24 protein-coding genes are annotated in these 26,988 nt (G+C 38.6%); 15 read left to right on the top strand and 9 right to left on the bottom strand.

Annotation, left to right across the window (positions count from 1 at the left end; translation table 11 throughout):
* Nucleotides 1-60: 60 nt before the first annotated feature.
* Both PL9631_RS07855 and PL9631_RS07850 read right to left on the bottom strand, forming a co-directional pair.
* The gene (locus tag PL9631_RS07855) at nucleotides 61-1,008 is read right to left on the bottom strand and encodes an NAD(P)H-dependent glycerol-3-phosphate dehydrogenase (RefSeq protein WP_083618728.1); all 948 of its coding nucleotides are present in this window, start codon (nucleotides 1,006-1,008) and stop codon (nucleotides 61-63) included.
* Nucleotides 1,009-1,023: 15 nt separating this feature from the next.
* Nucleotides 1,024-1,761, bottom strand: a complete 738-nt coding sequence (locus tag PL9631_RS07850; RefSeq protein ID WP_083618727.1) for an HAD-IIB family hydrolase — start codon at nucleotides 1,759-1,761, stop codon at nucleotides 1,024-1,026.
* 109 nt (nucleotides 1,762-1,870) lie between these two features.
* On the opposite strand from PL9631_RS07850, the gene PL9631_RS07845 reads away from it, so the two are divergent.
* Nucleotides 1,871-2,488 carry a LysE family translocator gene (locus tag PL9631_RS07845; protein ID WP_083618725.1) on the top strand — a complete coding sequence of 206 codons (618 nt, stop codon included), beginning with the start codon at nucleotides 1,871-1,873 and terminating at the stop codon, nucleotides 2,486-2,488.
* Nucleotides 2,489-2,509: 21 nt separating this feature from the next.
* Here PL9631_RS07845 and PL9631_RS07840 read toward each other — a convergent pair whose 3' ends face one another.
* The 5 genes from PL9631_RS07840 to PL9631_RS07820 form a co-directional block, all read right to left on the bottom strand.
* Nucleotides 2,510-2,863, bottom strand: a complete 354-nt coding sequence (locus PL9631_RS07840) for a slr1659 superfamily regulator (protein ID WP_083618723.1) — start codon at nucleotides 2,861-2,863, stop codon at nucleotides 2,510-2,512.
* A 36-nt stretch (nucleotides 2,864-2,899) separates the two neighbouring features.
* Nucleotides 2,900-3,493, bottom strand: a complete 594-nt coding sequence (locus tag PL9631_RS07835; RefSeq protein WP_083618721.1) for a DUF6272 family protein — start codon at nucleotides 3,491-3,493, stop codon at nucleotides 2,900-2,902.
* Nucleotides 3,494-3,700: 207 nt separating this feature from the next.
* A complete protein-coding gene (locus PL9631_RS07830; protein WP_083618719.1) occupies nucleotides 3,701-5,815 on the bottom strand; it encodes a SpoIIE family protein phosphatase in 2,115 nt (704 codons plus the stop codon).
* Between the two features lie 109 nt (nucleotides 5,816-5,924).
* Nucleotides 5,925-6,518: an REP-associated tyrosine transposase gene (locus PL9631_RS07825; RefSeq protein ID WP_083618717.1), complete on the bottom strand. Its 594-nt coding sequence runs from the start codon at nucleotides 6,516-6,518 to the stop codon at nucleotides 5,925-5,927.
* A 171-nt stretch (nucleotides 6,519-6,689) separates the two neighbouring features.
* Nucleotides 6,690-8,825: a SpoIIE family protein phosphatase gene (locus PL9631_RS07820; protein WP_083618715.1), complete on the bottom strand. Its 2,136-nt coding sequence runs from the start codon at nucleotides 8,823-8,825 to the stop codon at nucleotides 6,690-6,692.
* A 100-nt stretch (nucleotides 8,826-8,925) separates the two neighbouring features.
* Here PL9631_RS07820 and PL9631_RS07815 point away from each other — a divergent pair, with 100 nt between their 5' ends.
* From PL9631_RS07815 to PL9631_RS07795, 5 genes are all read left to right on the top strand, one after another.
* The gene (locus PL9631_RS07815) at nucleotides 8,926-9,363 is read left to right on the top strand and encodes an RrF2 family transcriptional regulator (RefSeq protein ID WP_083618713.1); all 438 of its coding nucleotides are present in this window, start codon (nucleotides 8,926-8,928) and stop codon (nucleotides 9,361-9,363) included.
* A 59-nt stretch (nucleotides 9,364-9,422) separates the two neighbouring features.
* Complete coding sequence (gene cysK, locus PL9631_RS07810; RefSeq protein WP_083618711.1) at nucleotides 9,423-10,355, top strand: cysteine synthase A; 933 nt, start codon at nucleotides 9,423-9,425, stop codon at nucleotides 10,353-10,355.
* A gap of 125 nt (nucleotides 10,356-10,480) precedes the next feature.
* A complete protein-coding gene (locus PL9631_RS07805) occupies nucleotides 10,481-12,148 on the top strand; it encodes an efflux RND transporter periplasmic adaptor subunit (RefSeq protein ID WP_083618709.1) in 1,668 nt (555 codons plus the stop codon).
* A gap of 127 nt (nucleotides 12,149-12,275) precedes the next feature.
* The gene (locus PL9631_RS07800) at nucleotides 12,276-12,713 is read left to right on the top strand and encodes a peroxiredoxin (RefSeq protein WP_083618707.1); all 438 of its coding nucleotides are present in this window, start codon (nucleotides 12,276-12,278) and stop codon (nucleotides 12,711-12,713) included.
* A gap of 111 nt (nucleotides 12,714-12,824) precedes the next feature.
* A complete protein-coding gene (locus PL9631_RS07795; RefSeq protein ID WP_083618705.1) occupies nucleotides 12,825-15,464 on the top strand; it encodes a C39 family peptidase in 2,640 nt (879 codons plus the stop codon).
* Between the two features lie 203 nt (nucleotides 15,465-15,667).
* Here the strand turns inward: PL9631_RS07795 and ilvA are convergent, their stop codons facing one another.
* Nucleotides 15,668-17,179 carry a threonine ammonia-lyase, biosynthetic gene (gene ilvA, locus PL9631_RS07790; protein ID WP_083618703.1) on the bottom strand — a complete coding sequence of 504 codons (1,512 nt, stop codon included), beginning with the start codon at nucleotides 17,177-17,179 and terminating at the stop codon, nucleotides 15,668-15,670.
* A gap of 180 nt (nucleotides 17,180-17,359) precedes the next feature.
* Here ilvA and PL9631_RS27350 point away from each other — a divergent pair, with 180 nt between their 5' ends.
* The 4 genes from PL9631_RS27350 to PL9631_RS07770 all read left to right on the top strand — a co-directional run bounded on the left by PL9631_RS27350 (nucleotide 17,360) and on the right by PL9631_RS07770 (nucleotide 20,356).
* The gene (locus tag PL9631_RS27350; RefSeq protein WP_407947575.1) at nucleotides 17,360-17,749 is read left to right on the top strand and encodes a deaminase domain-containing protein; all 390 of its coding nucleotides are present in this window, start codon (nucleotides 17,360-17,362) and stop codon (nucleotides 17,747-17,749) included.
* Nucleotides 17,750-17,769: 20 nt separating this feature from the next.
* Complete coding sequence (locus PL9631_RS07780) at nucleotides 17,770-18,498, top strand: hypothetical protein (RefSeq protein WP_083618701.1); 729 nt, start codon at nucleotides 17,770-17,772, stop codon at nucleotides 18,496-18,498.
* A 109-nt stretch (nucleotides 18,499-18,607) separates the two neighbouring features.
* The gene (locus PL9631_RS07775; protein WP_197046292.1) at nucleotides 18,608-19,504 is read left to right on the top strand and encodes a hypothetical protein; all 897 of its coding nucleotides are present in this window, start codon (nucleotides 18,608-18,610) and stop codon (nucleotides 19,502-19,504) included.
* Nucleotides 19,505-19,645: 141 nt separating this feature from the next.
* Nucleotides 19,646-20,356, top strand: a complete 711-nt coding sequence (locus PL9631_RS07770) for a DUF6714 family protein (protein WP_083618699.1) — start codon at nucleotides 19,646-19,648, stop codon at nucleotides 20,354-20,356.
* Nucleotides 20,357-20,383: 27 nt separating this feature from the next.
* Here PL9631_RS07770 and PL9631_RS07765 read toward each other — a convergent pair whose 3' ends face one another.
* A complete protein-coding gene (locus tag PL9631_RS07765) occupies nucleotides 20,384-21,628 on the bottom strand; it encodes a tRNA nucleotidyltransferase/poly(A) polymerase family protein (RefSeq protein ID WP_083618697.1) in 1,245 nt (414 codons plus the stop codon).
* A gap of 112 nt (nucleotides 21,629-21,740) precedes the next feature.
* Between PL9631_RS07765 and PL9631_RS07760 the strand changes: the two genes are divergently transcribed.
* The 5 genes from PL9631_RS07760 to PL9631_RS07740 all read left to right on the top strand — a co-directional run bounded on the left by PL9631_RS07760 (nucleotide 21,741) and on the right by PL9631_RS07740 (nucleotide 26,942).
* On the top strand, nucleotides 21,741-21,992 hold the full coding sequence (locus tag PL9631_RS07760) for a Ycf34 family protein (protein ID WP_083618695.1): 252 nt from the start codon (nucleotides 21,741-21,743) through the stop codon (nucleotides 21,990-21,992).
* A gap of 177 nt (nucleotides 21,993-22,169) precedes the next feature.
* A complete protein-coding gene (locus PL9631_RS07755; RefSeq protein WP_083618692.1) occupies nucleotides 22,170-23,897 on the top strand; it encodes a serine/threonine-protein kinase in 1,728 nt (575 codons plus the stop codon).
* A gap of 16 nt (nucleotides 23,898-23,913) precedes the next feature.
* Nucleotides 23,914-24,576 carry a tRNA (adenosine(37)-N6)-threonylcarbamoyltransferase complex dimerization subunit type 1 TsaB gene (tsaB, locus tag PL9631_RS07750; RefSeq protein WP_083618690.1) on the top strand — a complete coding sequence of 221 codons (663 nt, stop codon included), beginning with the start codon at nucleotides 23,914-23,916 and terminating at the stop codon, nucleotides 24,574-24,576.
* A gap of 22 nt (nucleotides 24,577-24,598) precedes the next feature.
* Nucleotides 24,599-25,543: an undecaprenyl-diphosphate phosphatase gene (locus PL9631_RS07745; protein ID WP_083618688.1), complete on the top strand. Its 945-nt coding sequence runs from the start codon at nucleotides 24,599-24,601 to the stop codon at nucleotides 25,541-25,543.
* Between the two features lie 76 nt (nucleotides 25,544-25,619).
* Complete coding sequence (locus PL9631_RS07740) at nucleotides 25,620-26,942, top strand: TIGR03279 family radical SAM protein (RefSeq protein ID WP_083618686.1); 1,323 nt, start codon at nucleotides 25,620-25,622, stop codon at nucleotides 26,940-26,942.
* Nucleotides 26,943-26,988: the final 46 nt, after the last annotated feature.

Below are 26,988 nucleotides of genomic sequence, written 5' to 3'. Positions count from 1 at the left end.
CGGGTTTGACTCGACTTTTGAGTCAAGTGTCGGGTCAAACACCCAAGGGGCCGTGAGCTTCTAAAGATAAAATTCAGGTTTTAAATCTCTTTCCATTAAAGATTCTACGGCTTTTTGAGGAGTAATTTGATGATTTAAAAGTTGATAAACTTGCCAAGAAATCGGCACAGGAATTCGTTCTCGATGGGCAATTTCAATTAAAACATTAGTGGTATTTACTCCTTCGGCCGTGCTCCCTAATTCTGTTAACACTTGTTCTAAGGTTTTACCTGCTGCTAATCCATAACCTACACGATAATTACGGCTTAAAGCACTATTACAAGTGGTTAACATATCCCCTAAACCGGATAACCCAAAAAATGTTTCTGTTTTCCCTCCTAAATGGGTTCCAATTCTAATAATTTCGGTTAAGGCACGAGTTAATAAGGCGGATTTAGCATTAGTTCCTAATTGTAATCCATCACAAACCCCGGCCGCGATCGCAATTACATTTTTTAAGGTTCCTCCTAATTCTGTTCCCATCGGATCGGAACTGGTATAAACCCGAAATCGATTAGAAGCAAATACCCTTTGCACAATCTTTGCTGCCTCTAAATCTTCACTGGCTACCACCGTGGCGGCAGGTAAACCTTGTTGAATTTCTGCGGATAAATTCGGCCCGGATAAAACCACAATTGGATGGTCAGGAAATCCCCTACCCCAAAGTTGAGAAGGGGTACAAGTGCTATCGGGATCTAAACCTTTTGTAGCGGTGACAATCGGAATTTGATCGGGTAATTTTAGGCTGTGAAGTTGATCGATAGTGGCGGTAACTCCTCTCATCGAAATCGCCGAGACTAAGACATCAATAGAGTGAATACTTTCGGCTAAGGAATTACCTAAACGCCGTGACCACAAATAGACGGTATGACCATTATAATTAGCTAATTTGGCTAAGGCGGAACCCCAAGCTCCCGCACCTAAAATGGCTATTTTTAAGGGTGGATTAGATACAGAGGAGTCAGACATGATGGTAGAATATTTTTAGAAGGTTGGATGATAATATTGAATGCCGTCAAAAATTCCAGTAACTCCCGGGTAATTACTGTAATAAACATTTTTTAAAGGTTTAATTTTTTCGACTAATTTTAATTCTGAGTTTGCCACCGCAATACTTTTAAGTCCGGTTTCAAATAAGGATAAATCATTTAATGAATCTCCTGATGTAATCACTTGAGGGGAAGCAATATTTAAGTAATTCATTAATTTGAGCAAAGTTGAACCTTTGGCAACGCCTTTGGGTAAAATATCTAAATACTTATCCCCCGAGGTAATACAATCAAATCCCGCATCTTGAATTTTTTTAATGATTCGGTCTTGATTTTGATCGGGTTTATAATAATAAGAAACTCGATATTCAGGCGATAGGGGTTGTAAGGTTAATCCCGGTTCATCGGCTAAGATTTTTCCAGCAAATTCACTGGAATTTCCCCAAAGATTAGCAATCCAATTTTGGACTTGGGCAACGGGTGTTAAGGTTTTTCCCTCATAAACCGTTGTTCCCACATCGCCAATAATATAATCTGGTCGAGGAATGATCAGGTTTTTTTCTTCATATAAACGCAGGGTAAATTCTAAACTGCGACCGGTGACAAAAATTAATAATAAGCGATCGCGTTTTGACTGCAAATAGTTATAAAATTTCTGTTGTTCCTGTGGAGAACCCCCTAAAAATGTCCCATCTAAATCCGTTGCTAAAACTAAAGTGTTTTGGGTGATCATGGTTCCGTTTTGAGTTATCCTAAATCTATCTATTGGTGATCATAAGACAAACAGACACACAGTAGTAAGCCCTTTAGGGCTATCTAAGTTTTTTTTGTTGAAATTGATTATGAATATCAGTTTTTTAGCTAAGGGTTTAATCATTGGTTTTTCCATTGCTGCCCCAGTTGGCCCGATTGGAATTTTATGTATTCGCCGTTGTTTATCTCAAGGTTATTGGGCGGGATTTTTTACCGGACTAGGGGCGGCTACTGCTGATGCCTTATATGGCTTTCTTGCCGGATTTGGATTAACCCTGATTTCTAATATTTTGGTGAGTCAACAACTCAAATTAAAGCTGATGGGGGGATTGTTTTTGTGTTATTTAGGATTTAAAATTTTCTTAGAAAATCCCCGAGAAGCAACAATAAATTCATCAGGTAAAATTATAAATGCCTATGCTTTAAGTTTTTTTCTAACGGTTACTAATCCGATCACTATTCTATCTTTTATTGCTATTTTTGCCGGATTAGGGGTGGGGAATGAAAACAATTATTGGGACGCGGCTACCCTAGTTTTTGGTGTGTTTCTAGGGTCGGCACTCTGGTGGTTAATCTTAGTCAGTGGGGTCAGTTTATTTCGGGATCAAGTCAATACTCATACGTTACAGTGGATTAACCGCATTTCAGGGGTTATAATTATTGGGTTCGGTTTGACTGCATTATTAAGCCTCATCATAGGTCATTAAATTATATAGAAATAATAAAAATTATTCAACTTTTAACTCCAAAGCCGGGAGAAATTTCTTTAAATTCTGTAAAGATTTATCTTGCCAAGCTACTTCTTTAGACCCTAAAATAATTAATTGAATATTGGGTTTTTTCCGTAATCCCATAACAAATTTTGACAATAAACTAATCCCAGAACTATTAAGAAATGATAGACTTCTTAAATTCAGTGTCATGATTGCTGGTTCCGTTGCGGTTACTTCTTCGAGTAAGTCTTTAATCGGTTTATATTCAACTGGCCCCCCTAAACTTAGTTCTCCTTGAAAACAAATTGTTACAGATTCGGGATCATATTGAACAATATGGTCTTCACCTTTAATTTCTTGTAATACCATTTTTTACCTCTATCTAATTCTGCAAATACACTAATTCTACACTGTTACTTGAGCCATTGTGGTCACTAAAACCAGAGTCACTTGATTGGAGATGGATTCAAATTTCCAACCCAGTTGCGCTTGATAATCATTAATCATCGTGAGTAAACCCAAACCGGAAGCATTATCGCTGTCATCTTCAACACTCCGTTCAACTTGATGAAAATATAATTCATTAGGATCTTGATGCAATAATTCTTCAATAAAATCCTGAAACTTTTTGGCTGCTTCTAAGCTAATCGAATTCGTGGCAAAAATAGCGGCGGTAACTGTGTGTTCTTCTTCAATAAAATGAATCCCAAATCTGATTTTAGATTTCACACTTTCATCATTGAATTTCATGGCATTTTCTAATAACTCATTAGCCACATAACTCACCGCTCCTTTCCCTTCTTGAATCCGTTTTTCCCGAGTCGGGTTATCCCCATCCAAAGGTAAGAAAGAGGAGAAATAATCGGCAACAAAATGGGCTGATAATCGATTATTTCGCCAACGCTGTTTAATGGGTCGGGATGTGGGAGTAAAGGTCAACTCTAGGGAATCATGATCGGGAGGGAATTGGTGTAAAAATTCTCCGAAAATTTGGATCATAATCACTTAACCTTTGGCTGAACTAATTAGATCAATAATATACTAATCCTACTCAAAAGCGCGGACTCTTATAGTTTTCAAATTATAGCAGACTTCAACAGTTTAGTAAACAAAACTTATGTTTTTCTAACTTAAAATCAGAAAATAATCAAATCCTTGACCAGAGGGAGCAAAATTCATATCGCAAGTCAGAGAAATCAGCTTTCCCTAGCGTTGTTTTAAAATCAAGAGGGTAATATCATCAAATTGTTTTTGTTCCCCCATAAACAGTCGAACGTCTGCAATCACATCCTGCTTAATTTTCTCTGCCGAATTATCCCAACTTTTACTGATAACTTCACAAAGTCTTTCCAAACCATATTGGGATTTTTTCATATTTCTAGCTTCGGTAATTCCATCAGTATAAAGAACAATAATATCTCCGACTTTTAACTCAATCATCACTTGACCAATAAATTCAGAAATATCCTCATCTAAACCGATGGGTAAACCTAAATCTATGGTATTAATTCGTTCAACCTTTCCCCCGTGACGCACCACTAATATTTCCTCATGCTGACCAGTAATACTTAGATGCCCATTTTTATAATTTAAAAGTGATAAAGTTAAATTTTTATCAGAATTCATTCTTTGAACATTGCGATAAATTGCTCGGTTTAAAATATTTAAAAACTTCACTGGATCACGTTCTTGAATTTCCTTCAGCACTCGAACCGCAGCCTGGGTCATTACCATTAAAATTCCACTTTCTAATCCATGACCGGTGACATCTCCAATCCCAATAGTAACCACATCATTCATATATAAAACATCATAATAATCTCCTCCTACTTCGTAGGCAGGCTCCATATAAACCGCAATTTCTAATCCTTCAATTAAAGCTAATTCTTCGGCCTTGGGTAGAATTAACTGCTGCATTCTTTTAAGTAAATCTAGTTCGCCACTCATCCGATAGTTGTCAGCTTTTAACCGTTGATTTAAAACCAAAATTTGAGCATGGGCAGAGGCTAATTCCGCCGTTCTTTCTATGACTTTTTGTTCTAAGTTTTCAAAAGAATCTTGAAGTTGATCCGCCATTTTATTAAAAGAATGAGCCAGTTCTCTGAGTTCAATAATTCGTTTAACTTTAACGACTTGATTTAAGTCCCCAGTTGTGATTTTTTGAGAAGCTCGATTCAATCTCAAAATCGGTTCAGTAATCCAATGGGCAATTAAAATTCCCATCCCCGTTGCGATCGCTAATGCCACTAAACATAATAAAATAGTTTTATGAGTATTAGCATTGATTTCTCCCATAAAATCAGACTCAGGAATGGCAACTACAATCAACCAATTTAAGCCTAATTTATCTTGCCAAGGATTCACCCTAACAAAAATATTTTCCCCATCCAATTTAAAATTTAAAGATTGTTCTTTTTGAATTCCGCTAAGGGTGCTAAACCGTTTTAACAGATATTTACTTGACCCCTGAATTAACGGATCACTACTTTGAAAAGCACTCAACCGTTGAGCTTCTCCATTAACTTCTAAATAGGGTTTTTCCTTACTGGAACTCGCAACAATTAAACCATTGCGTTCTATAATAAAAATTTTACTCGCAGGTGTAACTTTTAATTGGTTTAAAAAATTACTAATTTGGGTCAAAATTAGATCAATTCCGATCACTCCCACTAAGTTTTTTTGTTGATTATAGATAGGAGAACTAAAAGCAATAGAAATCACTTCCGGGCGATCGCCCCACTGATAAATTTTACTCCAAATCGGTTTTCCCGCCGCCACAGCATCACTATACCATTTATCTTCTTTATAAAGATATTTTTCGCGAGTAATCAGGGTTGTGGGATCACCTTGATCATTTAATAAATAACGGTTATAATAAAAGTTATCCGTTGGTTTCATTACTTCTACATAGAGGGTTCCATCATCTTCTCGACCGACTCCGAGGAACAGATTATCCACCGTACCTAAGTTAAAATAGCCCAGGGAAGGATAGACTTTCATCTGTTTCCAAAAATGGCGTCGAATGCTGTCCAAATCTTGGAAATTTAACAATTCCAATTCCATTAGATTCAGGTTGACTTCATTCACCTGAATGGGCAATGCTAAATAATGATCTAACTGTTGACTAATGCGATCGCTGACTTCATTTTGGAGTTGATTTGCTAAATCATTAACCGCCCGTTGTCCATTTTCAAATGATAACCAACCGACTAATCCAACGGCGATAAAAATTTGGAAAACAAAGGGAAAAATCAGCAGATTTCTCAAGGAAATTTTTTTAAACAATGGTTTAACCCAAGGATGGAGAAATTGATTTGACATAGGCTTTATTTCCAAAGGGGAATATAAATCATCAGTTGTCATGCGTTGTTGTGATGCGGCACCATCTTAAGATTGCGCTTAAGCGCAACAACGGCACAACAACAGGTTTTTAACAAATATCCCATTTTTGACCATAATCTCGCACAGGATATTCAACCCAACAATTTCTTAACCAGTCTCTCCCTTTTTCTTCTAAATATCTATGAACACTACTATTTTCCCAAGAATAAGGGGAATCTGTAAAGCCATGTTTAACCGGGTTATAATGAATATAATTGATCACTTGATAATAGTGTTGGTTATTTCTAATAGCGCGATCGCTATAACAACACCATAATTTACCTTTGACCTGATCTTCTAAATTCCATTGACGGGCTGTTCTCCCGTGAATTAATCTTAACTGTTTCCCTAACCATTCAAAATCAACAGTTGATGTTAAAATATGATAATGATTGGGCAAAATCACCCAAGCTATAATTTCAATTTCTTCCTGAGTTAATACCTCTGAGAACTCCTGAAAAAGTTGTTGACGACGGGCGACAGTATGTAAACGATGTTGATGTTCATAGCAAGCGGCTGTTAACAGATAAAAAGGTTGATTTTCAATTAAATGGGGGGGACTATGGCGTGGATATCCCTTTTGTAAGCGTTCTTCTATTAATTTTTGCCGTTGTTCAGGGTTGAGTTTACGATACTCGTACATTTTTTTCCTGATTATCTGTAGTAAAATTGTTGTTAGACTTTAGCCCCCAAAATTCAGTGCTTCACAACAATGGTTGCATCATTCTATTATAAACTACGTTGTTGTGATGCGGCACTATCTTAAGAGTGCGCTGAAGCGCAACAACGGCGCAACAACGGCGCAACAACGGGGTTATTTCTTTTTGATTACTAATAAAGTAATATCATCAAATTGCTTTTGTTCACCCATAAATGATTTTACATCCTCAATCACAGCATTTTTAATTGCTTCTGCTTCCCGATGCCAATTTTGACTAATAATAGTACAAAGTTTTTCTAGTTCATAGAATTTTTTCTCCATATTTTGGGCTTCGGTAATACCATCGGTATATAAGACGATTCCATCTCCATGATGTAATTCGATCAAGGTATTATTAATAAATTCAGAAATATTTTCATCTAAACCAATGGGAAAACCTAAATCCATTGTATCAATTCGTTCAACTTTTCCTCCTTGACGAATAATTAAGATTTCTTCATGTTGTCCACTAATACTCAATACACCTTCCGAATAAGTTAAAATAGCCAAGCTTAAATTTTTATCAGAATTCATTCGTTGAATATTATAATAAATCATTCGATTTAAAGTATTTAAAAACTTGATGGGATCATGTTCTTCTACTTCTTTTAATGTTCTAACTGCTGCTTGAATCATCACCATTAAAATTCCACTTTCTAATCCATGACCTGTGACATCTCCAATGCCAATAGTAACGATTCCATGCGTAAATAAAATATCATAATAATCGCCCCCAACTTCATCAGCAGGTTCCATATATCCCACAATATCTAAATCTTTAATTTCCGCTAATTCCTGGGGTTTAGGAAGAATTAATTGCTGCATTTCTCGTAAAATATCGAGTTCTGCACCCATGCGTAAATTTTCAGCTTTGAGTCGAGTATTTAAAGTACCAATTTCTTGATTAGCGTCCGCCAATTGTCCGGTACGTTCCTTGACTTTTTCTTCTAAGGTATCAAAGGACTCTTTCAATTGTCTCGCCATGCCATTAAAAGAATTTGCTAAGATATCTAACTCTTTAATTCCTCCTACTTTGACTTGTTGGTCTAATTCTCCTTCTGCTAATTGATGGGAGGCTTCATTCAGTTGAAAAATTGGTTTTGTAATCCAACTAGCGGTTAAAATTCCCATTGCTGTTGCTACCGCCAAGGCAATTAAACACAACGCAATAGTCATTTTAGTATTGCGTTTAATTTCTGTTATAAAATCCGATTCCGGGACAACAACCACAACTAACCAATCGAGTCCTTTTTGATCTTGAATCGGTAAAATTTGAGCATAATACCATTCGCTATTCTGTTGAAATTTGACTTGTTCACTATTTTGAATAGCCACAAAACTACCAAACCGTTTCAGAAAGGCTTTAGCCGTGTGGCGAATCGTGATATTTTCACTTTGATTAGCTGGAAACCTTTCAACTTCAGCATCTTCTCCTTTCCATTGAATTTTAAAAGGTTTTTCAATTTTAGAACTGACAACCAAATCACCCGAACGTTCAATAATAAAACTCTGTCCATGGGGACTAATATAGAGATTTTTTAAAAATTCTCTAATTCTTAATAAAGTGATATTAATACATAAAACTCCTTGCAATTTTCTGTCATCTTCAAACACTGGTAAAACTGCTGATATTCCTAAAGCGGTATCTGTATTTTGACGAGAAAAGAAGGGATAAATTGAAGTCCAAGTTGGTTTTTGGGCCTGTTTTGCCACTTGATACCAAGGTCGTTTACGGGGATCATATTCAGCTTGTTTTACAAATTCAGCCCGGTTTCCTTGGTCATCTAAACGGTAAATCTGCCGCAGAGGTTCCGTCTCAATGGTACGAATTTTTAGCTGAATTTCCCCCGTTTCTAAATGTTCAACCCCAATAAATTCTCCCTGTTCGTTGCCGTAAAAAATATAACTTTCTAAATCTCCCTCTAACACCAGATTCCAGAAATAGCGTTTTAGCCCTTCAAAATCATTCAAATCTAAATTTCCGGCTTTAATATTATCTTCCGTAACTCGCAGAATTTGAAAAGATTTATTAAAATATTCTAAAACATGATTTTCAATCCGCACACTCACACTTTGAATTAACTGTTGGGCTAAATTTTCAACGGCTTGTTGACCATTTCTAAACGAAAAATAACCCACTAATCCCACGGCGACTGTAATTTGCAAAATAAACGGAAAGACCAAAGCCGTTTTTAATCGGATTTTTCCTAAAGGCCGAAACCTCAAATGGGTTTTGCTAGAAAAATTCATAGACCTATTTTGTATCGCGTATAACGTCGCCAAACCAACAAATTCCGAGGGGAGAACCGGGGTATACTAAAATAGTGAAACATTTTTGAATGATTTCTGCGTGGAACTCTCTTGCAAAAGTCAGTATGCCCTTCTCGCCCTGATGGAGTTGGCAACTCACTATGATAACCCTGAACCCCGACAAGTGCGGCAAATTTCAGCCCAGCATAACATTCCCGATCGCTATCTGGAACAATTACTAGCAACCCTGCGGCGCTGTGGGATTGTTCGCAGTCAGCGAGGTTCTAAGGGTGGCTATTATCTGGGAAAGGAACCCGGGAAAATTACTCTGTTTGATGTGCTCAACTGCTTAGAGGGATCAGATCCCGAAGTCTCTACCCAAAATTCTTGCCCCAATACCGTTGAAAGTACGGTGATCTGGGAATTTTGGCGCGAAGCAGAGCAAATGGCGAATTCTGTATTACAAAAATACAGCTTAAAAGACCTTTGTGAACAAAGAGATGCACGACAACAGAAGGATATTATGTACTACATCTGAATTGTCGGGTATGAGTTCCTGAAACAATTTGTATCAATGTTCTTTATCTTCTAGTGAATATGCGTATCGCCCATAACATTACGGAATTAGTCGGTAACACTCCCCTAGTCCAACTCAACCGGATTCCCAAGGCGGAAGGGTGTGTGGCTCAAATTGTGGTCAAATTAGAAGGCATGAACCCCGCGGCTTCGGTCAAGGATCGAATTGGGGTAAATATGATTAATGTCGCCGAAAAAGAAGGACTGATTACCCCGGGTAAAACCGTATTAGTCGAACCCACATCGGGTAATACGGGAATTGCCTTGGCCATGGTGGCCGCCGCTAGGGGCTATCGTTTGATTTTAACCATGCCCGAAACCATGAGTTCAGAACGGCGGGCGATGTTAAAGGCCTATGGGGCCGAACTGGAACTTACCCCGGGAATTGAGGGGATGAGTGGCTGTATTCGCCGGGCGCAGGAAATTGTGGAGACCCTGCCCGATGCCTATATGTTGCAACAATTTCAGAATCCGGCTAACCCCCAAATTCACCGCAAAACCACCGCCGAGGAAATCTGGGCCGATACCGATGGATCGGTGGATATTTTAATCTCTGGGGTGGGAACCGGAGGCACCTTAACCGGGATAGCCGAAGTTCTGAAACAACGTAAACCGGATTTTCAGGCGATCGCCGTAGAACCCGCCAATAGTCCGATTTTATCCGGGGGTAAACCTGGCCCCCATAAAATTCAAGGGATTGGGGCGGGGTTCGTTCCTCCGGTTTTGAATGTGGATATCATTGATGAAGTAATTCAAGTTCGAGATGAGGATGCCATGGTTTTTGGCCGTCGGATTGCCCGGGAAGAAGGGATTTTATCAGGAATTTCCACCGGGGCTGCTTTATGTGCAGCAATTCAAGTGGGTAAACGTCCTGAAAATCAAGGCAAACTGATTGTTTTGATCCAGCCAAGTTTCGGTGAACGGTATTTGAGTACGCCTTTATTTCAAGAGTAACCAAGGGCTGACGGTTAACCGTCAAGAAATATTAACGGAAATAGTTAGAATTAAGATATTGACAGAATCATGTTCTGAACTTCAGGGCTGATTCTGTTTTTGAGAAACCCGTACCCGCATCTGTTATGTTAACTGGCCCAAAAGAGGAAACGGCACAACGCAATGGGGAAGTCAAACATCCCATTCAGTTCTCGGAGGTTCCCCGACGTCGATGGAAACCCTGGATGATTGCGATTTTGGTTACGGGACTATTGACTATTCCCGCCAGCTTTTATTTAGCACGGAGTCGTAGCCAAACCAAGCCCGACCCGATCGCCACCCTCACGGTTCCGGTGGAGGCCAAGGATTTAACGGTGAAAATCACCGCTAGTGGCGTGGTTCAACCCGTGCGCCGGGTTAACCTCAGTCCTAAAACCCAAGGGCGGTTAGCACAATTGTATGTGGAACAGGGCGATCGGGTGGAGGCCGGTGATATGGTGGCCCGGATGGAAAGTGGGGAAATTGAGGCCCAACTGTTCCAAGCCCAAGCCCGTTTGGATCGGGTTAAAGCTAATTTAGACAAGCTGCAAACCGGAACCCGACCGGAGGAAATTGATCAAGCCCAAGCTCGGTTAAATCAGGTTAAAGCTAATTTATCCCAACTGCGATCGGGGACTCGTCCCGAAGAAATTGCTCAGGCTCAAGCTCGGTTAAGAGAATCTGAATCTCGGTTAAGAGATGCTGAGTCAGGGAGTCTAAATGATGAAATTGATCAGGCAAAAGCTCGAATTGATGCCAATAAAGCGGAATTAAAATTAGCGACGGAACGGGTACAACGGTATCAAGATTTAAAAGGAGAAGGGGCAATTTCTCAGGATCGATTAGATGAATATTTCCGCGATCAACGACGGTTAGAAGCCTTACAAAATGAAGCGGAAAAACGCTTAGAACAATTACAACAAAGTCAGCGATCGCAAATTCAACAACGCCAAGCGAATGTGGAACAGGAACGTCAAGCTTTAAATCAACTAAAAAACGGTACTCGGTCTGAAGAAATTGCTCGTTCAGAAGCGGAAGTTGCGGAAGCCGAAAGTAAATTAGATCAGTTAAAAAATGGCACTCGTTCAGAAGAAATCACCTCGGCAAAAGCGGAAGTTGCTGAAGCCCAAGGACAGGTAAAATTCTATCAAGTACAACTGGAAGATACCAAAGTTCGCGCTCCCTTTTCAGGAATTATTACCCAACGTTATGCCGTGGAAGGCTCCTTTGTAACTCCGGCAACTTCGGCTTCCGATGCCACTTCTGCCACTTCCACATCGATTGTAGCTTTAGCCAAAGATTTAGAAGTTTTAGCCAAAATTCCCGAAGCCGATATTGCTCAAATTAAACCCAATCAACCCGTTGAAATTATTGCTGACTCCTATCCCGATCAAGTATTTAAAGGTCGGGTGAATATTATCGCCCCCGAAGCGGTAAAAGAAAGGGATGTAACCTTATTTCAAGCTCGAATTATAATCGAAACTGGAAAAGATCAACTTCAGTCGGGAATGAATGTGGATTTACGGTTTATTGGCGAAAAACTTAAACAGGCTTTAGTTGTTCCCACCGTTGCTATTGTTACTAATAAAGGTCAAGCGGGGGTTTTACTTCCCGATAACAATAATAAGCCCCAATTCCACCCCGTTACCGTGGGTTCCCAAATCGGGAATCAAATTCAGATCTTAAAAGGATTACAAACCGGAGATCGGGTGTTTATCGAGTTACCCAAGGGACAGAAATTAGACGATATTTTTAAGGATAAAATAGACCCCTAATCACAACAGGGCTGTTTGATGTCCCCTGGAATCTACCGGATCACCCACTCAGTTCTCCCAAAATCTCTTAAAATAACAAAAGACCATCAATATCAAATTTAGTCCCCTTGAGGAGGATAAAATAACAATGCCTTTATCTGTTGGCACAACCGCCCCTAGCTTTACAGTCAAAGACACCCAGGGAAATACCGTGTCTTTGTCCGACTTTTCCGGCAAAACCGTTGTCATGTATTTCTACCCTAAAGATGATACCCCCGGTTGTACTAAACAAGCCTGTAGTTTCCGCGATAACTATACAGAATATCAAGGCAAAGATATTGTGGTTTTAGGGGTGAGCATGGATGATGAAGCATCTCACCAAAAATTTACCGAGAAATATAGTTTACCCTTCCCTTTATTAGCCGATACTGACGGAGCGATCACCAAAGCTTATGATGTAGAAGGCGGTGGCTATGCTAAACGGGTGACTTATGTGATCGATGGCCAAGGAGTCATTTCCCACGTTGATGCAGCCGTTAAAACTGAAACCCACGCCCAAGATATTTTAGCGTTTGTGGGCAGTTAATTGTAATTGAAATTGTCTGTATTTCTAAGATAGCCGCCCATAGAATATTCTGGGGCGGTTTTCTTGCTAGTTTTAGCCTTTTATTCCTTTAGATCATAGAGAGTTTTAATCATGGTAACTTATCTCGGCCCCAGCAATATTCTGATTGATCAACCGATTGTTTTAGTGGGAATTTATGATCGCCAACAGTGTCAAACCGTTGTGGTTATGGCAGAAGACAAATATCCTCTGACTGTTGATTTGAATGGGAAAGCCGGAATTTGGTCTGTCAGCTTGGAAAATGGATTTAATACGGCGGGAAAACGATGGTTAAGACTTCAAGGAAAAGATTATAATAATAATATAATAGCTGATTCTGTGATTGATTTAATGGTTAATCAAGAAGGAATGAATACCCGCTCTGCCTATAGGGTTATGCCGCAACAAGACACATTATTAAAAATTCAACCTATTGATTCTTCCCAATTAAATGATCGACAAAAAGAATCCTTTAAAATTGGGGAAAATTTAGTAGTAGATAGCATAGAATTAGTCAATGATCATCTTAAACTAGAACTGAATAACCCCTTACCCAATTTAGGAAAATTCGTCTATGTTTATCAACCCCATATTATAGTCACAAAAGGCTCAAAACTATTATGGTTTAATCCCAATCAACTCCCCGAACATAGTCCGGGGAATCAACTATTATGGGTGACACAAACTACCCCGATAAAAATGAAACCCGATGATTTATCTCAGTTAGCATCGGATCAATTTATTGAAATGCCTCAAGGTAGTGCTTATAATATTATTGGATATGCCTGTGTTGCCGAACATTTTCGCGTCACTCTCAATCAACAATTCCCCGGTTTTGGTCAATCTGGATATCTCTATCGCCATCACGTTAAAATCTTAGAAAATAATCAAGAAATTCCCTTTGATAATAATGCAATTACCTGCATGATTATTAATACCACACCCTTAAAAAAACGTCCAATTGATTCAGCTTATCTGGAATCCTCCGAAAAAATTACCCTTCCGGCGGGAATGATTTATGGTATCCAAAGTTATACATCAGAATCCGGTCATATTAAAGTGACTTTAACCGAAAATTTTCCCGATTTTGGCAATACTGGATATTTGTATCCCGATTTTATTACCTTGAGTCGGGGGAATCTTCCCTTAATAGTTAATAAAACCTTAACCTATCAAGGAGCAACAGAAGTTTTAGTCAATACACCCGTGGTCTTAAAAGGAACATTTGATCCCAATACCACGGCCGAAATTACTTTATTTGCAGAAGATCGCTATGCTTTTAATATTAACTTAGATCGGGAAAAAAGCACCTGGGAAACTCAAGTTAACTCAGGATTTAGTGATGCAGGATATCGGTGGTTACGATTAAAAGCTATTGACTCACAGGGGAATGTTACCGCCAGTCGAGTGATTAATATTACGGTCAGTGAAAATCCCATGACCGTCGGAGAATCTTTAACTTTAGATATCCTTGAGGATACCTTATTTAAAATTGTTCCCTTTGATTCATCTTCCTTAAATCAACAGCAAAAAGTAGCAATTAAAGCGGGTCAAACCTTCAAAGTTTTAAAATATGGTTTAGTGGACGGTCATCTAAAAATCGTATTAGAAAATGCGATTCCTCCGGTGGGAAATTTTGGTTATATTTATACCAATCATTTAAGATTGAAAAAAGGATCGGAAGTATTCCGTTTTGACCTAGAAGAAGTTCCCGATACCGATGTTAATGCTCAAATGTTAGTGACAGAAACCACAAAAATTAAAGCTCAACCTGTTGATTCTTCTGATTTAGAACCTCGACAATTTGAACAATTATTATTAGGACAAACTTTTGCTATTAAAGGTTATGCTTCAATTAAGGGGCATTTTCGAGTCACTTTAGCCCAATCTATTCCTAATTTTGGAACAGTCGGTTATGTCTATTGGCAGCACGTTAAATTAATTCGAGAGGGTCAACAAATAGGTTATGATCCTGATGCGATTACCCTAACCGTTTTAGAAAAAACTGTCTTGAAAAAACAGCCGATTGATTCTAGTCAACTCAAAGAATTTGACCGCACAAGTTTACCTTTGGGACGGGTTTATGGTGTAAAAAGTTATGGTTTAGAAAATAACCATGTTAAGGTTTCTTTATTAGAAGAATTGCCTAATTTTGGCAATACAGGTTATATCTTTCCTAACTATGTCAGATTTAAGCGGGGAGGACGAGTTTTTAACCCCCTACCGCCTCAAGTTGAATTAAATGTACCCTACTTTTCTCAACGAGATAATCCCCGTTTTTATTGGTCTACTTGTAATGTTACGTCTATTGCTATGGTGATGTATTATTATGGTGTGCGATCAAAGTGGGGCGGACAATTAGAAGATGAATTATTACAATGGTGTTTTAATTATGCGGGAAGTGGGTCTCAAACCGATCATAATGTATTATCCGCTTTAATTCGTGCCTATGGATTTAAAAGTAGTTTTAGCACGACTCGATATTGGTCAGATTTGAAAAATGAATTGATTAATCGTCGTCCGGTTGTGATTGGTGTAGATACGACTCCATCGGGTCATATTCTAACAGTTATTGGCTATAATAGTCAGGGATATATTGTTAATGATCCTTGGGGAGATGCCTACACAGGTTATTCTAATACCGAGGGTCGGCGAATTATTTATTCCTATGGTTATATGAATCAAGTGGCGGGGCCAGATGGTTCAGTTTGGGCCCATTTTATTGAACCTTAATTAATTTAGGGAATAGGGAATAGATAGGGCGGGTTTATAGAATTTTTTTGAGGGTATCAAAGATTAACAGGACTTACGCACAAGACCAAAGAAACCGGGTTTCTGGCCCTGATTTTGCGGATGAAATCAAGATTTATCGTTCAGAAACCCGGTTTCTGAGTAAGTCCTAATTAATTCGGAACCCGCCCCTACGATGGCAACTTTTAGGACAAAAATAGTTTATAAGCTGGGTTTTTATTTTCATCCCAATAGCGATAACCCAAGGTTTCTAAAAAGGCTTGCCATTCTCCCATTTCTTCAGGAGGAACTTGCATTCCTACCACAATTCTGCCATAATCTGACCCATTATTCCGATAGTGAAATAAACTAATATTCCAGTTAGGACTCATCGAACAAACAAACTTCATTAATGCCCCCGGACGTTCGGGAAATTCAAAGCGATAGAGTAATTCATGATGGGCTAAAGCAGACCGTCCTCCGACCATGTGCCGCAGGTGTAATTTAGTTAGTTCATCATCGGTTAAATCAATAGTTTTAAATCCATTTTCTTCAAAATATTCAATAATTTGTGCCGCATCTTCCCGATTTTTAATCTGCATTCCCACGAAAATATGGGCTTCTTTTTCATCGGCAATACGATAGTTAAATTCGGTTAAATTGCGTTTCCCAATACATTCACAAAACTTCCGTAAACTGCCAGGTTCTTCGGGAATAGTAACAGCAAAAATTGCCTCCCGGCGTTCTCCAAATTCGGCTCTTTCTGCCACAAATCGCAGGCGGTCAAAATTCATATTAGCCCCGCAAGCGATCGCAATTAAGGTTTCTCCTTCAATTTGTTCTCTTTCTACATAAGCTTTAGCTCCCGCTATGGCTAAGGCTCCCGCCGGCTCTAAAATGGAACGGGTATCCTCAAAAACATCCTTAATTGCCGCACAGGTATCATCCGTATCAACTAATATAATTTCATCCACATATTCTTGACATAAACGGAAAGTTTCTTCCCCCACTTCTCGCACCGCTACCCCATCGGCAAATAACCCAACCTGTGATAATTTAACTCGATGTCCGACTTTTAAAGATTGTGACATCGCATCGGCATCAACGGGTTCAACTCCAATAATTTTAATTTCAGGCCGTAATCTTTTAATATAAGCGGCAATTCCTGAGATTAATCCCCCGCCACCAATGGCAACAAAAATAGCATGAATTGGTTGTTGATATTGGCGTAAAATTTCCATCCCAATTGTACCCTGTCCGGCAATCACATAGGGGTCATCAAAGGGGTGAATAAAGGTTAATCCTTTTTCGGTTTCTAGTTGACGAGCATAGGCACAAGCTTCATCAAAGGTATCTCCATATAATACGACTTCACCACCTCTTGCTTTAACCGCATTAACTTTAACTTGAGGCGTAGTTACGGGCATCACAATAATAGCTTTTGTGCCTAATTTAGATGCACCTAAAGCCACACCTTGGGCATGGTTTCCTGCTGATGCTGCTATCACTCCTTTCTTTAATAAATCCGGGGTAAGATGCGCCATTTTGTTATAAGCTCCCCGTAATTTGAAGGAAAAGACCGATTGCATATCTTCTCGCTTCAAGAGTAGTTTATTATTCAGGCGTTTTGAGAGGTTAGGAGCAGATTCTAAGGGTGTTTCTTGGGCAACATCATAAACACGGGCGGTGAGAATTTGTACTAGGTAATCGCAAAGCATGGGTTCAGAAATTGGCAGAATATATTATAATTTTAATATATTAGTGGCGTCAGGAGTCAATATCAGTTGTAATTCCTTGTCAGAGATATTTATTATGAATCCTAATATGATTAACTAATAAGAACACAAAAAAGGTTCTATAAGGAGTTAGTCGTCTGAACAAGGAGCAGTTGCAAAAAGATGCGAGGTACATTCGAGAAAGATACATTAAAAAACCGATTCGTAAAGGCAATGTTGCTGTTGCTGAATTACATCTCCATAATGGTACATCCTTGGGTGCGGGAGCTACATCAAGAGAGCGTCCGATTTCGCTCCCTCTACCTAAGACAATTTGAACCTACAATTGACTCTCGTACTCAACTTATAATGGATACGGATGCTGAATACAAAGTATTATCTATGATTGCAGCACCACTTGAAATGTTTTTTGAGCTAACAATTTCAGGGAATCTCTATCTTTACACTGAACTTCAACCCTGTGAAAGTTGCAACTCTATTATCAATCAATTTAAGGATAAGTTTCCTAATATCACGGTTGAACTTTTTTGGGAATTACCTTATCCACCCTGAGCATTAAAGGAAGAATCTTCATGAAATTAAGATCAAATCAAATCAATCATCAGATCAAAACCTCTTTCATCAATCCTATGACTGATGATTTTAAAGATTTACTGAATCAAATTCAACAAGAACATTATCCAGAGCTTTATGAGTCTGAAACTAATAGTACAGTTCCACTTTCTGATGTTTTAAATCAAGTATTAGAAGGGTTTAAAGTTGGTAATTCCACAATCTGCCATCTTCGTTATCTCTGGATGACATTAATTTTAACTATGGCAGTAGAACCCACATTAGAATACTACTATCCTAATGATTCTTTAACAAAAGATATTATAACTTCTTTGGAGTTATTTATAATCAATTCTGACAACATTAACACAATTGATAAAAAATATAAAAATAATTTAATTAATGATTGGTACAATAAAGTTATAGAACACTATGAATCTTTACCTTATCCAGAAGTTGTTAGTTTTCAAGTGATTTATGAGGCGATTGATGTTTTTCAGAATGCAATTCGTGTTTTTGATTATGACCAAGCCAAAGAAGCCTTACTAGAAATTTTAGAGGATTGTTTAGAAGGTTATGCAATTTTTCCCGGTTCGGAGGGAAGACGAGATTTATTTGATTGGTGGCTGCTGGAGGTTGTTCCTGCAAGTTGGAATTTATCACCTCTAAAATCTTTCTATGGAGTGGATCGGTTAATTAATCAAGATCAGATGACAAGGGAAAATAGGGGTAAAGATTTTTTATTTTAATAAAAATGGGCGATCGCTTAATTTTAAATTTTTATAAAGAATTCCTAATTGTCCGATAAGAATAAAATAATATTATAGAAGAAAAATAGAAAATTAAAACTCTGAATTTATGGATAAATCCATTGTACAGTTGGTTGATGAACTTCCCGCCGATAATATTACGGTGAAAGTCTTGAATGCTATTGATTATTTAATGCCGGGACAGTGGACGAATTTAGTGGGATTTGAAAATAGTATCCAAACAATTACCGGAGAAACAGATGCTCAAGTGATCCAAAGAATTCGAGATCGGGCTGTGGTCTTGTATCATGATCCCAAATATGGCTATCAATCGGCGGTTCAAATTTATCAAACCATTGATACGGCGGATGTGGCAATCGGAACGGCAGCCTTAGCCAATAAAATAGGAGAAAAAATCAGCTTTCTGTCTATTTTAAGCAGTATTACGCCTAAACCTGAAATGCTCCAAAGCTTTGATTTAGCCTTGAAAATTGCGGGGGAAATTGTTGCTTTTTGCAAGTTAAATGGCATTCCCCAACCCAACCCCCAAGAATTTGTTAAAGCCCTGAATAATAATTATCAAGATGCCGCTTTAATGCGGATGGTGGCTTTAGTTTGTTTGGATGGAATGTTACCTTTAGGCCCTAACTTCTTGAGTAAAATTCATCAAACGATGGCTCAAGCAGATACCAATATTCTAACACAAAATCCGGTATTTTCATCCCTGAGTAATTTTATTCCTGGGGGTACGCCCTCGGATAAATTGGGTTTTATCAATCAAGGATTTAATGCGGTTCAAGGTTGGATTAATAATCTAGTGACCAAAACCGGAATTACACCCGAATCAATTTTTAATGCTTTGGGAAATTCTATTCAAATAGCGGATGATAATTTAGATTTTGTCGCGGCATTTATTGATCAAAGCACGAATTATTATCAACATACGGGGATTCAAACCGTTGCCCGGAAGGTAATTTTACAAGCTCAAGACTCTGTAAAATCTTAATTACCTGCTACAATTCCATCGGTTAATCCTAATCCTTCATCGGCTTCTGTTACTTCTAGTTCTACTCCCTAATACCCATACAACCCGCCCGAGCGGGTTTGATTTTAGGATTGTTTTTGATAAGATTAATTCAGTATTAATATGGAACCTCAAAAAATTTATCCTTGTCGCTGTTGTGGCTATTTAACCCTAATAGAAGAACCTCCAGGGACTTATCTCATCTGTCCGATTTGTTTTTGGGAGGATAATGAGGACATGAATAATTGGAGTGTTTGGACGGGTTCTAATCAAGTCAGTTTACGTCAGGCTCAAAAGAATTTTTTAGAGTTTGGATCTTGTAAACTAGAATGGTTAAAGGATGTGCGATCGCCTACGGTTGACGAGGTTAGAAACCCGAATTGGGAACCGATAGAGGTTAGGGCAAAAAGAGAGGCTTTATTATTAATTGAAAAAATTAGAGCAGCATTTTTAGAGGTACAGCTAGAAGATGGAATTACGCTCCATGAAGCTCGCGCCCTGGATGATTATACAGATACGGAAAACGCTAGAATTATTGATTGTCATATTCATTGGTTAGATATTCCTGATAGCTGGATTGAAGATTTTTATGAGGCTTTTTCCTTTTTAGATGCAAAAGGATTCAGACATTATATTCCAGCTTATATGATTTGGTGTCTGAAAAATTATGAGCATACAACTTCGGCGTCTTTTGACTCTACTCTTTATGTTCTGGAGCGTATTTTTAATACTCAAGATGAGTATTATCGCCCCAATTTTAATATTTTAAATCAAGTGCAATTAGAAGTTATTCAAGAATTCATGACTTTTATGGAAATCTATAGTCCGGGTTAATATTATCCACTCGGGAACCGAACTTGATTATAATAATTGTTGAGCATAAGCGATCGCTTGTTCAATTGTGGTAATTTTTCCTTCAATTTGTCCTAACTGAATTTCTAATAGGAGTTCTCCAATTTTGGGACTCGGACGGAGTTTTAATGCTTCCATCAATTCATTTCCGGTTAATAATAATTGAGGATAGGCGATGGGATCATTGGGATTCAAATAACGATTAATTAAAGGAGAAAGAGTTTCTAGGGAAAACCCAGCCGCCATCGCTCTCACAATTACAGCAGGGAATAAGATTCCTAACCCTTGGAATAAAAAATATTGTTCTCTTAAAGATAAATCTTTGGTTTTCAATAGATTGATTTGAGATAAACCCTTGAGAATTGCTAAAACACTTTTTAACTCTATTTTACTAAACTTTAACTCTAGTAATTCTGCTTCAGCCAAAGTTAGATTCTGATTGCATAAACAACTTAATTTTGCTATTCCTAAAATCGATATTTTTAAAGTTTCTCGCAATCCTCGGGATAATTCCTGGGATAATTGAGGATAAATTTTTCCTAAGTTTTCAGCAGATAAATCCATTTGGGATAAGTGCTGAAACTGTTGATTGGCACTCTGAAACCAAGGAGAAATTAAGCCAACTTCCCAAGATTTTTGTATTATATTCGTGGCATTAGGAGTATTGAATAAATAGACTAATTCCGTGCGAATTCGCTCAACTGCAACCTGACTTAATAAAGGAGCAAATGCTTGAATAGCAGCCTTTGTTTCCGCCTCAATTTCAAATCCTAATTGAGCCGCTTGACGATATCCCCTTAACAATCGTAACGGATCATCCTGTAAATTTTCAGGGGAAATCATTTTAATTAAACGCCGTTGTAAATCTTCTTGACCCTTGTTAGGATCAATAAAAGTTTGTGTAAACGGATCAAAAGCGATCGCATTTACCGTAAAATCCCGGCGGCGTAAATCCTGTTCTAAACTATTGCCTTCAGCTTGAGCAAAGTCAACCGTTATATTTTTAAATACAACCCGGGCAATTTGCCGTTCCGCATCCAATAACACAAAACCAGCGCCATAATATTTAGCTAGGGTGCGTGCTGTTTGAACCGCATCTTGTAACAGGACAAAATCCAAATCCAAATCCGTAACGGTGCGACCCACTAACCCATCTCGCACAGCACCCCCGACTAAATAGGCGGGTTGCGGTAACTGACTCAGTTCAAACGGCCAACGGGCGGGAGAGAAGACATCGGGTAAAGCTTCAGACATGGCAATAAAAATCAACAAAAAAGTTCGTGCTAGTTTAGAGCTACCTAAGTTAAATTAACATCAAAGGGATGGGCAATTGTTTCCATCCTGGGCAAATACAGAGGAGAAAATTATGTGTATTTGTGTGAATTGTTATTATGTGGATGACTGCACCACCTACCACGCCGTAGAAACCCAGCATGAAGAACGTCATTTGACTGAAAATCCCAGCTTTGAACCCACCGAACCCACCATTAATGTCAATATTCGTACCCCGAATGACCAAGATATTGAAATAGAATGGGATGTAGTCGGATGTCTGAGTTTTAAAGCAGAAAACGGTAAATGGGCAAAATTAAGACCCGGGGAATTGGTTCCAACGTAATTGGGGTAGGCAAGGGGAGCAGGGGGCACTTCGACAGGCTCAGTGACCGCAGGGGAGGCAGGGGAGGCAGGGGAAGAAGAAAATAATTGACACTCTGTACTCTGCACCTTTGCTTCACATCTTACAACCCCCTGCTTCTTCCCACACCCTGATAATTTATAAATCACCGTATAACAAATGAGTTATTGTTTTAATCCAAATTGTTCTAATCCACCGAATCCTGGTGATGGCAAGTTCTGTCAACAGTGTGGTTCTAAATTGTTACTTAATTCTGTGTCTGTTCAGGGTGAACCTATTATTTATCGAGGGATAAAATTAATTGGGCAGGGGGGATTTGGGCGCACATTTTTAGCGGTCGAGGAGAGTCAAACCCTAACCTCTGATTGTGTGATTAAGCAATTTTTTCCCCAAAGTAGAAATATACAAAAATCCACGGAACTTTTCCAACAGGAAGCCGAACGATTACAAACCTTGGGACAACATCCCCAAATTCCCAAGGGTTTAGGTTATTTTCAACAAGACGGCTATCAATATTTAGTTCAAGAGTTTATAGAAGGTAAAAATTTAGCTCAGGAGTTGGAAGAAAAAGGAGCCTTTGATCAAGAAAAAATTATTATTATTTTGAAGGATTTATTACCAGTTTTACAGTTTATTCAAGAGCATAAAGTTATTCATAGAGATATTAAGCCTGAAAATATTATTCGTAGATTTGATGACCAAAAAACTACCGGAAATTTAGTTTTAGTTGATTTTGGAGCAGCTAAATTAGTTACTGGCGGAATGCTTCCCAAAACTGGAACTATGATTGGCAGTGCGGCCTATACCGCCCCGGAACAATTAATGGGAAAAGCCGTTTTTGCCAGTGATTTATATAGTTTGGGCGTGACTTGTATTCATTTACTGACAAATGTTACGCCCTTTGATTTGTTTGATAGTACGGAAGGAAATTGGGTTTGGCGAGATTATTTGAAAACTCCGGTTAGTGATTCATTAGGACAGATTTTAGATAAAATGTTGCGGGGTGCAACCCGTCACCGTTACCATTCCGCCTCGGCAATATTGCAACAGCTTAATCCTAAACCAGATTATGTGCGGGCGATGCCGGGATTAACAATTAATCCTGAAATGGGATTTAAACCCTTGGTAGAAAATCCAGAATTAATCACTCCTTCCCCCGCTATTTCCACCGAAGTAATACCTCAAATTTTGGAAGTTCCTCCCATCCCGCCGCAGAATAAAATCACTCAAATTCAAGAGGCAATTGAAAAACGTTTAGAGGACTATGGCATTGTTCAAGTACAGGTAAATCAAACCCAAAGAAATCAGTTAACGATTGTTTTGAATCGAGATGAAAACAGAGATATTCAATATAAACAATTAGTGCCTGTAATTGGCTATGAATTAACTCATTTTCAATTGAATACGATTGAAAAAGTCAAACTTTTGGGACGGGTGAACAATAACGAGGTTCCTGAATGGCAATCTTCGTTAAAGGTAGATAAAAAAACACAATTAAAGAATAAAATTATTAGATTTCAAAATAATAACGTTTTCTCTCTCTTATCCCAACTCCAATCTCCCCAGTTTTGGATTAACCAAATTCAAAGGCGAGAGTTTTGGATAGATGGGTTAATGGTGGCGATGATTGTTTTTATTTTTGCTGATAAAATTATTATCTTAAAACCGATCATTTCGTTATTGATTGCGGGAGGATTTTGGGGGGTTAAATATCTGGTCAATCGTACCCATCCCTTGAATATCAATCAACTATTTATCACAATCACTACTTTGTTTTTGGTGTTTGGCTGGTTAGACTTAAGAATTTGGGTGCAGGGATCTTTTGGTATAATCTTAGCGGGCTTGTTTATGTCCATGCCTATTTTCTTTTCCCGTCATTCCTCTTAACCTAAACTTAAACAAAGTGCCACCTATTTCCGCCCAAACCTGTTACGGTTTAGCCATCCATACCAGTAGTCCTGATTTGGGATTAGCAATCAGTAATTTTCAGGACGTTAAACGCTGTCAATCCTGGGCATTAGGACGGGATTTATCTACCCATTTACACTCCTATTTGTCAGAGTTTATTCAACCTCAAACCTGGTCAGATTTGGGATGGATTGCGGTGGCTAAAGGGCCAGGAAGTTTCACCGGAACACGGATTGGGGTCGTAACAGCCCGCACCTTAGCCCAAGGGTTAAATATTCCTGTTTTTGCGATTTCTAGTTTAGCAGCGATCGCCCAAAAAGAACAGTTTCACTTGATACAAAATCAAGATAAAAATTCAGTAATTGCCTTAGAAATGCGGGCGCAAAGAGGTCAACTTTTTGTGGCAATTTATGGTAAAAATAAACCCAGTGATTTTAGTTTAGTTCCCCTCTTAACTGATAGAGTTATGTCCCCTGAACTATGGGAAAAAACCTTAGCTTCTTGGGACAGTCCTTATCATCGGGTGCAGATAGAATCAGGGTTAGGAGAAACCGCCCTCCAGTTATTAGAACTAGGGTATTTACATTGGAAATCAGGAAAACAACCCCACTGGTCAGAAGCTCTACCCTATTATGGACAACATCCCGTAGACCTCTAATAAAAATTTCAGGAAAAATGTAATGTTCAGCATAATTAATTCCTCTGAGTATTTGACCGATTTATTTGGTAATTTACCTATCGATAATTTCCTGCTCCAAGCTCCAAGCACTCCAGAAGTAGCAACCCAAATCAATATCTTACAGGCATTTTTTTTGGGATTAATTCAAGGAATAACAGAATTTTTACCCATTAGTAGTACGGCCCATTTAAAAGTAATTCCTGTGGTCTTAGGTTGGGGCGATCCGGGTACGGCATTTACCGCCATTATTCAGTTAGGGAGTATTGTGGCGGTGGTTTGGTTTTTTTGGCAAGATTTAACTCAAGTGGTCATGGGTTCATGGCGAGCGATTCAAAAAAAAGATTATGATTCCATAGACTTTCGTTTGGCTCTGGGAATTTGTTTGGGTACAATTCCTATTTTGTTTTTTGGGCTATTAATTAAAATCTTAATTCCCGATTATGATAACTCTCCATTGCGGAGTCTGGGAGTGATTGCGATCGCCTCTCTGGCTATGGCATTTCTATTAGGATTAGGCGAAAAAATAGGAACCCGAAAACGGGATTTTGAACATCTAACACCACGAGATGGAATATTAATGGGATTGGCAGAAGCCCTAGCCTTAATTCCTGGAGTATCCCGTTCGGGTTCTACCATTACCGCCGGATTATTCCTGGGTTTAGAACGGGCAACCGCCGCCCGATTTTCCTTTTTATTAGGAATTCCAGCCATTACCATAGCCGGAATTGTAGAATTAAAATCGGTGTTTATCGATGGAGTTGGAAATATACAAATCCTGCCTTTATTAGTCGGTTTAATTTCCTCTTGGATTTTTTCCTATTTATCCATTGCTTGGTTAATTCGGTATTTACAAAGCAAAAGCACCTGGATTTTTGTTTGGTATCGTCTCGCCTTTGGAGTTGCCATTTTAACCGCCCTTTGGGGAGGTGCATTAAACAATATTTAGAATCATCATCCCGTAGAGACGAGCCACGGCGCGTCTCTGTATTCGTAATTCGTAATTCGTAATTCGTAATTCCTATATGATTAATCCCGCTAAAATTACCACCGTATTACCCAATTCCATCGCCGCAGAAATTGGCTTTGAACCCGGAGATGCGATTATTTCTATCAACGGACAACAACCCCGAGATTTAATTGATTATCAATTTTTATGTGCCGATGAATTTTTAGAATTAGAAGTATTAGATACCCAAGGAAAAACTCATAAAATCGAAATCGAAAAAGACTATGATCAGAATTTAGGATTAGAATTTCAATCGGCTTTATTTGATGGATTAATTCAATGTAATAATCGTTGTCCCTTTTGTTTTATCGATCAACAACCCCCCGGAAAACGGGAAACCCTCTATCTCAAAGATGACGATTATCGCCTAAGTTTTCTCTATGGTTCCTATTTAACCTTAACTAATTTATCGCCAAAGGAATGGGATAGAATTTCTCAAATGCGCCTTTCTCCCCTGTATGTTTCCGTTCACGCCACCGAACCCGATATCAGAATTCAGTTATTAAAAAATCCCCGAGCAGGACAGATTTTAGATCAACTCAAATGGTTTAAAAAAAATCGCTTACAAATTCATGCTCAAGTCGTCGTTTGCCCCGGAATTAATGATGGTAAACACCTGGAACAAACAATTTTAGATTTAGCCCAATTTCATCGCGGGAGAATCCCCACCGTTGCCTCCATTGCCGTTGTTCCAGTGGGGTTAACTCGCTTTCGTCCCAATCAAGATGAATTAATTCCTGTCACCCCCGAAAAAGCCCAAGAAATTATTACCCAAGTTCAAACTTTACAACAAAAATTTCAACAGGAATTAGGGTCAACCTGTGTTTGGATTGCCGATGAACTGTTTTTAATTGCTGGAGCCGAATTACCCCCCGAATCCCATTATCAAGATTATCCTCAAATTGGGAATGGAGTGGGTTCCATTCGCAAATTTATCAAAGAATTTGAACAAGCGGTAAAAGACTATCCTCTGCAATCTTGTTCTAGCCCCCGTCAGTTCACTTGGGTGGTGGGAAATGCGGTGGAAAAAGCCTTTCAACCCCTAGTTAACTCCTTAAATAATATTTCAGGACTAACAGTAAATTTAGTTGCCTTAGCCAGTCAATATTGGGGTCAAGAAATCACCGTTACCGGTCTATTAACCGGACAGGATTTGCGACAAAAATTAACCGGAAAAATATTAGGAGATGGCATTTTATTACCCTCAGTCATGCTCAAACAGGGAGAAGCGATTTTTCTCGATGATATGACCGTGGCAGAACTCGCTGAACAACTGCAAATTCCGATTTTTCCGGTCAGTAATGTTCAGGAATTGCTCTCAATTGCCCTGGGGAATTAATAGTTATCAACGAAAAGTGAAAACTTTGATTTATTTTAGGAGTTTA

Source organism: Planktothrix paucivesiculata PCC 9631 (genome assembly GCF_900009265.2).
Taxonomy (GTDB): domain Bacteria; phylum Cyanobacteriota; class Cyanobacteriia; order Cyanobacteriales; family Microcoleaceae; genus Planktothrix; species Planktothrix paucivesiculata.
This window is presented reverse-complemented; position numbering and strand designations above follow the sequence as displayed.